The sequence below is a fragment of the Streptomyces sp. AA4 genome (genome assembly GCF_000158875.1).
In the GTDB taxonomy this organism is placed as follows: Bacteria; Actinomycetota; Actinomycetes; order Mycobacteriales; family Pseudonocardiaceae; genus Amycolatopsis.
Window position 1 is genome coordinate 483,692 of the sequence record NZ_GG657746.1, and the last position, 12,375, is coordinate 496,066.

The window sequence follows — 12,375 nt, forward strand, 5'->3', positions numbered from 1 at the left end:
ATCTTCAGCGCATGACCAATTCGGTGGCCTCTCGCTGGTCCGAAAGCCCGCTGCGGATCTTCTTCGCGCGCGTCGGAACACCGCGCCGTCCGGTGCTGACCGGCGCGGTGTTCCTCGTGACCGCGGTCGCGCTCGTCGCCCAGCTCGCGGACCCGTCGCTCTTCGACCGCTTCAAGCGCGACGCCACCACGATCGACGCAGGGGAGTGGTGGCGGCTGCTGACCGGCATGTTCTTCCAGGACGGCAAGCTGCTCGGCGGCCTCTTCAACCTGGTCGCTCTGGCCGTGGTTGGCACGTTCGCGGAATGGTGCCTCGGCCGCGTCTCCTGGTTCGTCCTGTACTTCGGTTGCGGACTGTTCGGCCAGTTCCTCAGCTACGTCTGGCTGAACCCGGTGGGGGCCGGCAACTCGATGTGCGTCGCCGGGCTGCTCGGCGCGCTCGCGGTCGTGGTGTGGCGGGCGCGCGCCGCCGAGCCGCCTCAGGGGTTGTACCTCGCCGCGCTGCTGATCGTGCCGCTGGCTGTGCTCGACACGGTGCTGCACGACAACCACGGCATGCCCGCGCTGCTCGGCATCGCGCTGGGGCTGTTGGTCACCGGTTCCGGTAAAGGTCGCGCAGCAGCAGGACCTCCGCGCAGTGATGGATCATCTCTCGGTTGATGTGCAGGACGAGCGCGGCCATCGTCAGCTCCGCGTACGGCCCTTCAGCCGGACCGCACGGCCGAGCCAACGCTTCGGCGTCGAGGCTGCGTACGCCGGCGATCCAGGTCGCGTACCCGTCGTCGAGCTGCTTCAGCGCTTCGTCGGCTGAGCCCGCGTACGGGAAGTCCTGATAGGTCATCGGCGGCCCGCCGAAGTGCGACGCGGAGCGCATGCCCAGCACGCCCACGATGACGTGGGCCAGCCGCCACGCGATGGTGGTCACCGGCGGCGGGGTCGGCTCCGGGAACGAGAAATCGACCGTGAAGTCGCCGGTGCCGGGATCGTTTTCGCTCGTGCGGGGACGCACCGTCCAGCAGTCCGCGACCGGCTGCCACAGGTACTCGTCGTCGGTGAGCCCCTCCAGCTTCGGGCGCACGTGGTGCTGCCAGTGCCAGTCGAGCTGCTCGGTCAGTTCGTTGGTCCAGTCATTGGTCATGCGGGAACCGTAAGCAGGTTCGCGGACAGCTGCTGTCCTCATTCCGGGGGCATTGCCGACGTGACGGGGCCCACCTGGGACGATGGTGGCAAAAGCGCTGATACCTGGAGGTCTTGGGTGGCCACTCCCACCGGTCCGGTACTCGTCATGGACTTCGGGGCGCAGTACGCGCAGCTGATCGCCCGTCGCGTGCGCGAGGCGCAGATTTTCTCCGAGGTCGTGCCGTCGAGCTCGACCGCCGAGGAACTGCTGGCCAAGAACCCGTCCGCGATCATCCTGTCCGGCGGCCCGTCGAGCGTGTACGCCGAGGGCGCCCCCGCGATGGACCCGAAGCTGGTCGAAGCCGGCGTGCCGATCCTCGGCATCTGCTACGGCCACCAGCTGCTCGCCCGCGCGCTCGGCGGTGTCGTCGAGCCGACCGGCGTGCGCGAGTTCGGCCGCACCGACGTGCGGATCGTCGGCGAGGGCGGCGTCCTGCACACCGGGCTGCCCGGCCACCAGACGGCGTGGATGAGCCACAACGACAGCGTCACCAAGGCTCCCGAGGGCTCGGTCGTCACGGCCAGCTCCGACGGCGCCGAGGTCGCCGGGTTCGAGGACGTCGAGCGGCGCTTCGCGGGCGTGCAGTACCACCCGGAGGTGGCGCATTCGCCGCACGGCCAGGAGGTGCTGCGCCGGTTCCTGTACGAGATCGCCGGCGTCCGGCCCGGCTGGACCACTTCGTCCATTGTGGACGAACAGGTCGCCGCGGTCGCCGCGCAGATCGGCGACGGACGCGCGATCTGCGGCCTGTCCGGCGGCGTCGACTCCGCGGTCGCGGCCGCGCTCGTGCAGCGCGCCATCGGCGACCGGCTGACCTGCGTGTTCGTCGACCACGGCCTGCTGCGCGCGGGCGAGCGCACCCAGGTGGAGCGCGATTTCGTGGCCGCGACGGGCGTCAACCTGGTCACCGTCGACGCGCGCGAGCGGTTCCTGAACGCGCTGGCCGGCGTCACCGACCCGGAGCAGAAGCGCAAGATCATCGGCCGCGAGTTCATCCGCGTGTTCGAGCAGGCCGAACGCGACCTCAAGGCACAGGGCGACTACCGCTTCCTCGTGCAGGGCACGCTGTACCCGGACGTCGTCGAATCCGGCGGCGGCGAGGGCACCGCGAACATCAAGAGCCACCACAACGTCGGAGGCCTGCCCGACGACCTGCAGTTCGAGCTGGTCGAACCGCTGCGGCTGCTGTTCAAGGACGAGGTCCGCCGGGTCGGGCTCGAACTGGGCCTGCCGGAGACGATCGTGCAGCGCCAGCCGTTCCCCGGGCCGGGCCTCGGCATCCGGATCATCGGCGAGGTGACCGCGGACCGGCTGGAGACCCTGCGCGAGGCCGACGCGATCGCCCGCGAGGAGCTGACGGCGGCCGGGCTGGACCAGGAGATCTGGCAGTGCCCGGTGGTGCTGCTCGCGGACGTCCGCAGCGTCGGCGTCCAGGGCGACGGCCGGACCTACGGCCACCCGATCGTGCTGCGCCCGGTGTCGTCGGAGGACGCGATGACCGCCGACTGGACGCGGCTGCCGTACGAGGTGCTGGAGCGGATCTCGACCCGGATCACGAACGAGGTGTCCGAGGTCAACCGCGTGGTGCTGGACGTGACGAGCAAGCCGCCGGGCACCATCGAATGGGAATGACATGAAAAAGCGGGGCCCGGACTTGCCGGGCCCCGCTTTTTTGTCGCTTCGTTACGGCCGTCGGTTGCGGAACGACGCGCCGAGCATCAGGATCCCGCAGAACACCGCGCCGCCCGCGATGATCCAGCGGAAGTCGAAGGTCGGCAGCCAGCTGGAGCCGTCGGTGAGGACGTAGCCGGACACCAGCAGCGTCGCGACCCCGACGATCAGCGTGATCCAGTCGACCCCGCGGCGGCGGCAGGCCGGGGCTTCGGGCTCGTCGTAGGAGTACGGGTTCTCAGCCACGGCGCACCTCCACCTGGCCCACGCCGTTGGTGACGTGGAGCGTGATCTTCTGTCCGCCGACGTTGTCGTCGCCGTTGTCAGTCCCCGTGATGGCCGGCTGGCCGACCCCGTTGGACGTGCGGTTCAGGCAGTCGACCTCGCCGGCGCTGTTCTCGCAGGTGAAGGTGACGTCCGCGGTGCGCGGCACGATGACCTCGGTGTTCCCGGCCCCGTTGGAGACCGTCGTGGTGACCGGTTCGCTCGCGACCAGCTGGGTCAGGTCGATCTTCATGTTGCCCGCGGTGTGCCGGTACACCGGCTGCAGTTCGGCCGCCGTCCGCGGGGTGGCGTACAGGTCGCCGACCCCGCCGCGCACGTCGAGGTTGTCGAACGTGCTGGTCGTGAGCACCATCCCGGCGATCGACAGCGGGATCGCGAGCCCGATCAGGCCGCGCGCGCCGCGAGCGAACGCCCCGGCCACGAGCCCGACGCCCAGCACGGCGAGCGTCATGCCGATGATGTGCCGCAGCGAGAACCAGTCGAACCCGTTCAGCGAGAGCGCGACGCCGATGCCCGCCACGATCACCGCGACCCCGAGCGTGGCGGCGCCGATCTTGGACCGCCGCCGCGGCGTCCTCGGCACGGAGTTGTTGTAGTCCCCGCTCGGCGGCGGCGGAGGCGGCGGTGCGGCCGGGTCGGGCAGATCCCAGCCCGCCGGGTCGGCGGCCAGCGGATCCCAGCCCGGTGCCGCCGCCGCGGGAGTCGGGGTGTCGCTGTTCATCGTGAAAGCTCCGGTTCCGGAAGCGGTTCCGTCCGCCGCGAACGCGACGACCGGCGCCGGTCGGTTGTCCTGCCCGCGGGTGCGATGCAGGAGATAAAGGCACGTGGCGAGCAACGCGAACCCGATCAGGCCGCCGCCGTCGAACCAGCCGCCGCCGAAGGTCCACCCGACGACCGGAATCAACGCGACGGTCAACACGGCCGCGAAGGCCTTCGTCATGCTCGACTGCCCGCGCCCGAGCAACGCCTCGAAGCCGGAAACCTCGTCGCCCTCGGAGGGGAAGAACAACCACCCGAGCAGGTAAAGCACCAGCCCGAACCCCCCGAACACGGTCGCCGCCGCCAACGCGACCCGGATCACCACCGGATCGATCCCGTAGCGATCCCCCAGCCCAGCCGCGACCCCAGCAACCTTCCGACCCGAGTGCGGCCGCCGAGGCCTGCTGGCCCAGAAGTCCTTGACGGTCTCCTCGAACCCGTTCAGGGGGTTCGTGCGCGGAGGCCGCACGTCGTTCGCACCACTCATGCCGTACAGCATGGTCGACTGGCGGGGGCGGCACATCGGGGAAGGTCCCTGAGGTTATCCCCGAGATGGGTCCCTTGCTGAGGGACGGGGGTCGGCGATGTCAGCTCTCAGGCAAAGACCGCGTGGGATTGGCGCCCAGGTCGCGGGGAGGGAAGGGTCACCCCTTGGGCAGGAGGGGGTCCAATTTCTTGGTCAGGTCTTCGGCCGTACCGCAGGACGCGGCGGTGTCGTTGCCGCCGGTCACGATGATGATCGCGCGCGAACTGGACTCGACTGACATGGAAATCGAGCATTGGCCGCTCGACCCCAGCGGTTCGCGTTCTTCGATGAACGAGCGCCCGTTAAGCGTTCCGCTGCGCGCCTTTCCGGGATTGTTGATGTTATCCGTGTAGCGTTGTCCTTCTTGCAAGAGGAGTCCGATAGAAGTGGCATTTATTCCGCCGCTGGCTTTTTGGGTTACGCAGGCTTTTTGGCCTTGTGCTATCGACGGGGCTGCTTTAGGGAATCCTGCACCGCTGAGGATCTGGTCCAGGAGCGCGCATTGATTTCTGTCGGAAAAGGGATTTCCGGACGAGGCGGAGGGATGGGGAGTAGCCGGGGCGGTCCCGCTGGGCTGGGCGGTGCCGTCGACGGTGCTGCCGCATGCGGTCAGAGCCAACGCTGCTGAGCCGAGCAGAAGAGCGGCTTTCGGGGTCCGAAATTTCACTGGCTGTCAATTTTCTTGTTGAGTTCAGCAAAGGACACCGAATGTGCGCTTTCGGTTTCGCGATAGTTTTTCCGCGCGATGGAGAGAGCTTCTTGGGCGGCGTAGACGGCCTCTCTCATGAGGATGAGGTTGGGGATCATTGCCTCGTGGTCGCCGTTTGCTACTTGGACATTGAATTTCGCGACGGATCTCCCGTAGTCGAAATTGCCCATTTCTGCGGCTTTGGTGAGTGTATACATCTCGTCGAGCATCCGGTTGTGCCCGCTCAGGAAGAAGTCGCACGCCGCCATGTACGCGCGGAACCCCTCCTCATTCACCGCGAACGACCCGTTCTGCGCCAACGTCTTCAGTGTGTTCCCGGCCGTCTTCATCTTCTGCGCGGCCTCATGGCTACCCGGGCCTTCGGTCAGCCCGGCCAGGAAGTCGTTGCCCGCCGTGCCCGCGGCGGGAGAGCTTCCGGCCACCGGCTTCTGGTCCCAAACGATGTCTGCCATCGGTTGCTCCTAGGTCTGCTCGAAGGAAGGGGTCAGCCGCCGAGAACCGGGGGCGTGATCTTCTCCCCGTCCGGTCCCCGCTCCGGCTTGACCTCGAAGACCTCGTCCGGATCGATCTGCGTCGGGATCTTGTTCTTGTGTTCCTTGTCCTCTTCCTTCTTCTTCCCGGCACCCGCCGCACCAGCACCAGCGGCACCCGGTTTCCCGCCCTTTCCAGCGTTCGCGGCGGCAGTAGCGCCGCGCTCAAGCCGTTCGGCGGCACCCTTGCCACTGGACTCGCCGGGCTTTCCGGAACCACCCGAACCAGCCCCGCCAGTCACCCGGCCACCGGCACCGCCCCGGCCAGCACCGCCTCCCGACCGGCTGCGCGGAGTGTCCTCACCGGAGCCGGAGTTCCCACCGCCGCCTCCGCCTAAAGCGAGTCCCTCCGGAGAGAGCCGGCCGCCGATGTTCGGCGGCGTGCGCAGGTTGTTGCCGCCCCCGGTGAGGCCGGTGTTGCCGAGCGGCCCGGTGCCGCTGGTTACGCCCGGCCCGGGGCCGTAGGGCACTCCGGCCGGAGGCACGCCGGGGGTTCCTCCGGCCGGCGGGCCGAAAGTGTTCATAGCTGGACCGCCCAACGGCGGATTCGTGCCGTTGAAGCCAGTCGCTGGCCCGCCGGTAACCGGACCGCCAGGCCCGGCATAAGGCCCGCTCGACGTCCCGCCGGGCACAGTCACCGGCGAAGCACTGCTCGCATGAGTGCTGTCGTTGTTCATCTGCGGCGGCGGCGAGTAAACCGGCTGCGTAGCCGACGTCTCGTGATACGTCGTGTCCAACCCATGCATCACCTGGACCGCCTGCTGATGCGCCGCGTCGGCCTGTTGCTGCGTGGCCGCCACGTCGCCCATCGCGATCACGCCCTGCAGCGGGTTGCCGTTCTGGAACTGCTCCGTCGCCTTGGCCATCTCGGCCTTCTGGTCGAACCCGGTCGGCTCCGGCATGTTCTTGTGCGCGTAATCGGCCGCCGCGGATTGCTGGGAGTACCGGTTCGACACCAGCTGCATCGCGCTGCCGGTTTTCTCCGTGTGATCGGCCGTGCTCTGGAAGAACGAATGCGCTTGCGTCGCGGCCGTGCCCTGCCACTCCGCACCCGCGGTACTGGCCGCGGCGCGGAACTGGTTGGACACGTCGGCGAGCCAGTTGCCGTAGAAGTTCGTCACGCGGCTGCGTTCGTTGATGCCCTTGAAGTCCAAGCCCTCGTTGACCATTTTGTGCAGGTCTTCGTGGCTGTACGACGCGTAGTTCGCGTCCGGTGCCGGCGCGTCGCCCCTGGTCTGCTGACCCTGGAGCAGCTGCTGCCCCTGCTGGACCGAGTACTGCGAGGCATCCCGCTCAGTCGCGCTGCGCGTCTCCGGCGAGTCCTCGCCGACCGCGAAAATCTGGTGCACGTTCTGCGTCCGGGCGTAGTAATCGCCCGCGGACTCGACGTGCTCCGCGCGATGCTGCTCGGTCATCCGGCCTCCCCGCCCCGTTTACGCACTGTGATCGCTCGCCCCCTGCATCGTACCGAGTCCCGGCGGGCGGCAGGAGGGTTCGCGGAATTTCGCCCGCGCGGCCATCTGGGGGAATGGATCAGGGCCTTCCCCGATGTCCGCGCCGCTCCCGCGTGTGACGATGGGACTCGTGCAGGACTTTCTCGACATCAGTGCCCCAGGGCGGGTTTCCTCGACCGCGGAGGAGCCCTCGGCACTCATGTCCGCCCCGGCGATGGAGGTCGCCGAACCCGAAGCGCGGCCCAAGATGTACCGGCGGCGCTCCGGGCGGGCCGTCGCGGGCGTCGCGAGCGGGCTCGCCGACCACCTCCGGGTTCCGGTCGTCTGGGTCCGCGTCGTGTTCGCGTTGCTGGCCGCGCTCAACGGGGCGGGCCTGCTCGCCTACGGCCTGCTCTGGGTTTTCGTGCCGCAGAGTTCCGAGGAAAGCGAAACCGCGCCCAAGGCCCGCGACCGGCAGCAGGCGTACGGGCTGATCGCGCTCGGCATCGGGCTCGCGATCGCCAGCAGCACGCTCACCGGCGCCATCCGCGGCTGGGTCGCGGTGCCGATCGCGCTCGCCGCGCTCGGTGCGGCCGTCGTCTGGCGGGAGGCGGACGAATCGCAGCGGCGGCGCTGGCGCGTCGGGGCCCGCGACGGGCTGGTCGGCGAGGGCGGCAGGCTCGCGGCGTTCGTCCGGATCCTCGCCGGGGTCGCGCTGGTGGCCACCGGCATCGGTTTCGTCGTGTTCGCCAGCGGCGACTTCGACCAGGTCAAGTTCGCCCTGATCGCGGTGCTCGCGACGCTGATCGGCGTCGCCGTCCTCACCGTCCCGTTCTGGCTGCGGCTGGTACGCGACCTCGGCGAGGAACGCCAGGCCCGCATCCGCACCGACGAACGCGCCGAGATCGCCGCGCACCTGCACGACTCCGTGCTGCAGACCCTCGCGCTGATCCAGCGCCAGGCCGACCAGCCCGCCGAGGTCGCGCGCCTCGCCCGCGGCCAGGAACGCGAGCTGCGCGGCTGGCTGTACGGCCCCGGCGGCTACGGCAAGCCCAGCGACAAGCGCACCAAAGAAGAGGAAGAGGGCACCCGCCAGCAGCTGTCCGAGGCGCTCGCCGCGGCGTGCGGCGAGGTCGAGGACCAGTTCGCGATCTCGGTCGGCCAGGTCGTGGTCGGCGACGCCGAGCTGAACCCGCCGCTCACCGCCCTGGTGCAGGCCGCGCGCGAGGCGATCGTCAACGCGGCCAAGCACGCCGGGGTCGCCGAGGTCAGCGTGTTCGCCGAGGTCGAGCCCACCGAGGTCACCGTGTTCGTGCGCGACCGGGGCAAGGGCTTCGACCCGGACGTCGTGCCCGCCGACCGGCACGGCCTCGCCGACTCGATCCGCGGCCGGATGGAACGCCACGGCGGCACCTGCAAGCTGCGCACCGCGCCCGGCGAAGGCACCGAAGTCCAGCTCGCCATGCCGGTGAAGGCGGGCAAAGGGGTGGCATGACCTCGCTATGCTCGGGGACAGGCGAAGCGAGGGAGTGGGCAGTCGTGACGGAGAGCCAGCGGGAACCGGTCAAGGTCTTCCTCGTGGACGACCACGCGTTGTTCCGTGCGGGAGTGCGCACGGAACTCGATTCGATCACCGACGAGGTGCAGGTCGTCGGCGAGGCCGGGTCAGTCGCGGAAGCGGTCGCCGGCATCGCGCGCACCCGCCCGCAGGTCGTGCTGCTCGACGTCCACATGCCCGACGGCGGCGGTGCCGAGGTGCTGCGCCGCGTGCGCCCGGAGCTGCCGGATGTCGTGTTCCTCGCGCTGTCGGTGTCCGACGCCGCCGAGGACGTCATCGCGGTGATCCGCGCCGGCGCGCGCGGCTACGTCACCAAGACGATCTCGTCGAAGGAACTCGTCCGTGCGGTCGTCCGGGTCGCTGACGGCGACGCGGTGTTTTCCCCGCGCCTGGCCGGATTCGTCCTCGACGCCTTCGCCGACCGTCCCGGCTCCGCGCCGATCAACGACCCCGAACTGGACCTGCTCACCCCGCGCGAGCGCGACGTCCTGCGCCTGCTCGCCCGTGGTTACGCGTACAAGGAAATCGCGTCCGAGCTGTTCATCTCGGTGAAGACGGTGGAGACGCACGTGTCGAGCGTCCTGCGCAAGACCCAGCTGTCGAACCGCTACGAGCTGTCCCGCTGGGCCTCGGACCGCCGTCTCGTCTAGGCCGGAGTCAGTTCCTCTTCCGGGGCCACCGCCGGTTTGCGCTGCAGCCGCGTCAACGCGACGCCGAGCAGCACCACGACCATGCCCGCGATCACGCGCAGGTTCAGCTGCTCGTGCAAGAACACCGCGCCCAGCAGCACGGACACGACCGGCAGCAGATAGCCGACCACCGACGCGGCCACCGCGCCTTCGCTCGCCAGCAGCTGATAGTTGAGCGCGAACGCGATCCCGGTCGAACCGAGGCCGAGGATGACCACCGCGATCATCGCCACCGGGCTCAGGTGCACCGGCGTCAGCCCGCCGAACGGCATGGCCAGCACCAGAAATCCGGTGGCCAGCAGCATTTGCCCGGCCGCGATCGCGTACGGCGAGGAGCCGGTGTTCGACAGGTACCGGCCTTCGTAGACGAACGCGAACCCGTAGCTCGCCGCGGCGGCGAGGCAGGCCAGCGCGCCCCAGCTGAGCAGCCCGGACGCCTGCCACGGCGCGAAAATCAGCAGAATCCCGGCGAGGCCGATCACCAGACCGGCGATCCGCGTCGCGGTCATCCGGTTCGCCGCCCCCAGGAACGGGGCCGCCACGAGCACCCACAACGGGGTGGTCGAGTTCAGCACCCCGGTGATGCCGGAGTCCACAGTGGTCTCGCCGACCGCGAAAAGCAGGAAGGGCAAGGCATTGTGAAAGAACGCCGCGACGAGCAGATGCCCCCAGGTACTCCGTTGCGCGGGCAGGCTCCGGCGGCCGATCAGGCACAGCGCGAGCAGCACCGCCGCGCCCAGCACAAGCCGCGCGAGCACCAGCTGCACGGGAGAAAACGCTTCGAGCCCGAGCTTGATCCAGAAAAAGCTCGAACCCCACATCAACGCGAGCGCCGCGATCCTCAGCAGCGTCTTCGTCTCGCCCACCCCAGGTTCCTCCTTCGCCTCGCTAGCCAGCTTTGCCGCGCCGAGGTGTAAGGACAAGCGAAAATAACTGCAGGGACGCTTAAGCAAAGCTGTAGGATTGCGGCCATGCTCGATGTACGGCGCATGCAGGTGCTGCGCGCGGTGATCACGAGCGGTTCGATCACTGCCGCGGCGAGGAATCTCGGCTACACGCCGTCGGCGATCAGCCAGCAGCTGGCGGTGCTCGAACGCGAAGCGGGCACGCCATTGCTCGAACGCGTCGGCCGCGGCGTCCAGCCGACCCCGGCCGGGACTCTGCTGTCCGAACACGCCGAGACGCTCAGCGCGGAGCTGGCCCGAGCCGAGGCCGCGCTCACCGAGCTGAAGGAAGGCCGCACCGGCAAGCTCGCCATCCGCTACTTCGCCACCGCGGGCGCGACGATGGTGCCGTACGCGGTGGCCGCGCTGCGCCGCGAACATCCCGGCGTGTGGCTCGACCTCAAGCTCATCGACCCGGGCGACCCGCTCACCGAGGTCGAGGAAGGCCGCGCCGACCTGGCGATCATCGTCTACCCGCGGCCGTCCGAGCCGAGCCGGGGCATCGAGCTGGTGCCGCTGCTCGACGATCCGTACCGCGCGGTGCTGCCGCGGGCGCACCGGCTGGCCCGCAAACGCGTCCTCGACCTGGCCGACCTCGCCGAGGAACCGTGGGTCGGCGTCGACCCGATCCCCGGCGCCTGCCGCGCGATCCTGGAGGGCGCCTGCGCGTCGGCCGGGTTCCATCCGAACGTCGTGGTCGAGTCCGAGGACTATCCGTCGGCGCAAGGGTTCATCGCCGCCGGGCTCGGCGTCGGGCTGGTGCCGGAGCTGGGGCTCGGCACGCCGCATCCGGGCGTGGTGGTGCGGCGTATCCGCAATCCGCAGCCGAGCAGGCACATTCACGCCGCGGTGGCCGCGCGCGTGGCGGGCAGTCCGGCCGTGCAGACGTTCCTCGAAGCCATGCAAGAGGCGATCGAGAACGTCGCCTGACGCTGGCTCAGACGAACAGCAGCTGCGAGACGCCGATCCCGATCAGGATCGCGCACAGGATCGCCGCGACGGTGAGGATGATCCGCCGTCGCGCCGCCGCCTTCTCCCGGACCGCCTGCGCGGACGCGGCCTGCTGCGCCGGAGTGGGCGTGTACCGGGCGGTCGGCTGCTGCATCGGCTGCATCGGCTGCGCCGGTGCGGGAGCCTGCGGCACCTGCTGGACCGGAAGCTGCATCAACGGAGCCGGTTGCTGCGGCGGCTGCGGCGGGAGGATGTGCTGCGTGGCGTTCGGCTGGATCTGCTGGGTTGGCTCCGGAACGTTCGGCTGCTGCGCCGCCATCGGCCGCGACGCCGGAAGGGTCGGCAGCGCGGGCGCGGTCGGCGGGATGAACGCGGTCTGCTCGCGTCCGACAGTGATCGCCTTCAGCGCGTGCACGGTGTCGTCCATGGTCGGCCGGGCAGCCGGGTCGGCGCGCAGCATCTTCTGCAACGCGCCGGCGAGCGGGCCCGCGTTCTCGGGCGGCCGCTCGGGGGACTTGCCGTCGTCGCCGAACGGCGGCACACCCTCGACCGCCGTGTACAGCGTCGCGCCAAGGGAGAACACGTCTGCAGCTGCAGACGGAGGCGCGCCGCGGGTGACCTCAGGCGCCCGGTAAGCGGCGTGCGGACCGCCGCCGGTGATGCCGATGTCGGTCAGCTTGACGCTGCCGTCGTCGGCGAGCAGCACAGTGTTCGGTTCGAGCGTCCGGTGGACGATGCCCGCCGAGTGAATCGACGCCATCGCGTCGCCGAGCTGGATGCCGAGGAACGCGGCCTGTTCCGGAGTGAGGCGGCCGTGTTCGGCGAGGAACACCGACATCCCGCGCGACGGGATGTACTCCATCACCAGCCACACGTCCGGGCCGTCGGGCAGCACGTCGTACACCGTGATCGCGCACGGATGGTCGATCCGGGCCGCGGCCTTGCCCTCTTCCATCGCCATCGCGCGCGCCTGTTCGGCACGGTCCGGCGGCAGGCCGACGGGCAGGTACATGCGTTTGACGGCGACGGTCCGGAACAGCCGCGTGTCGAACGCGAGCCACACGATGCCCGCGCGGCCGCGCCCGATCGGCTGGTCGAGCCGGTACCGCTCGCCGACGATGCTGCCTTCTGAACTCAATGC

General features: G+C 69.6%; 13 protein-coding genes. 5 read left to right on the forward strand and 8 right to left on the reverse strand.

From position 1 onward, the window contains the following. The first annotated feature begins 11 nt into the window (after positions 1-11). Positions 12-659, forward strand: coding sequence for a rhomboid family intramembrane serine protease (locus SSMG_RS02410; RefSeq protein WP_009072447.1), 648 nt, complete (start codon positions 12-14; stop codon positions 657-659). Here the strand turns inward: SSMG_RS02410 and SSMG_RS02415 are convergent. Next, the gene (locus SSMG_RS02415) at positions 592-1,137 is read right to left on the reverse strand and encodes a DinB family protein (RefSeq protein ID WP_009072448.1); all 546 of its coding nucleotides are present in this window, start codon (positions 1,135-1,137) and stop codon (positions 592-594) included. The two genes, SSMG_RS02410 and SSMG_RS02415, sit on opposite strands and share 68 nt — an antisense overlap. 147 nt (positions 1,138-1,284) lie before the next feature. Between SSMG_RS02415 and guaA the strand changes: the two genes are divergently transcribed. Beyond that, complete coding sequence (gene guaA, locus SSMG_RS02420) at positions 1,285-2,811, forward strand: glutamine-hydrolyzing GMP synthase (RefSeq protein WP_037712303.1); 1,527 nt, start codon at positions 1,285-1,287, stop codon at positions 2,809-2,811. Positions 2,812-2,862: 51 nt separating this feature from the next. Here guaA and SSMG_RS02425 read toward each other — a convergent pair whose 3' ends face one another. From SSMG_RS02425 to SSMG_RS02445, 5 genes are all read right to left on the reverse strand, one after another. After that, a complete protein-coding gene (locus SSMG_RS02425) occupies positions 2,863-3,096 on the reverse strand; it encodes a hypothetical protein (protein ID WP_009072450.1) in 234 nt (77 codons plus the stop codon). Continuing rightward, on the reverse strand, positions 3,089-4,381 hold the full coding sequence (locus SSMG_RS02430; RefSeq protein WP_037716467.1) for a PspC domain-containing protein: 1,293 nt from the start codon (positions 4,379-4,381) through the stop codon (positions 3,089-3,091). Before SSMG_RS02430 ends, SSMG_RS02425 begins: the two co-directional genes overlap by 8 nt. A 157-nt stretch (positions 4,382-4,538) precedes the next feature. Then, positions 4,539-5,087 (reverse strand): DUF3558 family protein, encoded by a 549-nt coding sequence (locus SSMG_RS43125; RefSeq protein WP_078560684.1) that lies wholly within the window; start codon positions 5,085-5,087, stop codon positions 4,539-4,541. Then, positions 5,084-5,581: a hypothetical protein gene (locus SSMG_RS02440; RefSeq protein WP_009072452.1), complete on the reverse strand. Its 498-nt coding sequence runs from the start codon at positions 5,579-5,581 to the stop codon at positions 5,084-5,086. Before SSMG_RS02440 ends, SSMG_RS43125 begins: the two co-directional genes overlap by 4 nt. A 32-nt stretch (positions 5,582-5,613) precedes the next feature. Beyond that, positions 5,614-7,074 carry a hypothetical protein gene (locus SSMG_RS02445; RefSeq protein ID WP_009072453.1) on the reverse strand — a complete coding sequence of 487 codons (1,461 nt, stop codon included), beginning with the start codon at positions 7,072-7,074 and terminating at the stop codon, positions 5,614-5,616. Between the two features lie 238 nt (positions 7,075-7,312). Here SSMG_RS02445 and SSMG_RS02450 point away from each other — a divergent pair, with 238 nt between their 5' ends. Continuing rightward, the gene (locus tag SSMG_RS02450) at positions 7,313-8,587 is read left to right on the forward strand and encodes an ATP-binding protein (RefSeq protein ID WP_009072455.1); all 1,275 of its coding nucleotides are present in this window, start codon (positions 7,313-7,315) and stop codon (positions 8,585-8,587) included. Positions 8,588-8,631: 44 nt separating this feature from the next. After that, the gene (locus SSMG_RS02455) at positions 8,632-9,300 is read left to right on the forward strand and encodes a response regulator transcription factor (protein ID WP_009072456.1); all 669 of its coding nucleotides are present in this window, start codon (positions 8,632-8,634) and stop codon (positions 9,298-9,300) included. Here the strand turns inward: SSMG_RS02455 and SSMG_RS02460 are convergent. Beyond that, complete coding sequence (locus SSMG_RS02460; RefSeq protein WP_037712308.1) at positions 9,297-10,205, reverse strand: DMT family transporter; 909 nt, start codon at positions 10,203-10,205, stop codon at positions 9,297-9,299. The two genes, SSMG_RS02455 and SSMG_RS02460, sit on opposite strands and share 4 nt — an antisense overlap. A gap of 105 nt (positions 10,206-10,310) precedes the next feature. On the opposite strand from SSMG_RS02460, the gene SSMG_RS02465 reads away from it, so the two are divergent. Then, on the forward strand, positions 10,311-11,213 hold the full coding sequence (locus SSMG_RS02465) for a LysR family transcriptional regulator (protein ID WP_009072460.1): 903 nt from the start codon (positions 10,311-10,313) through the stop codon (positions 11,211-11,213). Positions 11,214-11,220: 7 nt separating this feature from the next. Here SSMG_RS02465 and SSMG_RS02470 read toward each other — a convergent pair whose 3' ends face one another. Beyond that, positions 11,221-12,372 (reverse strand): protein kinase, encoded by a 1,152-nt coding sequence (locus SSMG_RS02470; RefSeq protein WP_009072462.1) that lies wholly within the window; start codon positions 12,370-12,372, stop codon positions 11,221-11,223. Between the last annotated feature and the right edge of the window lie 3 nt (positions 12,373-12,375).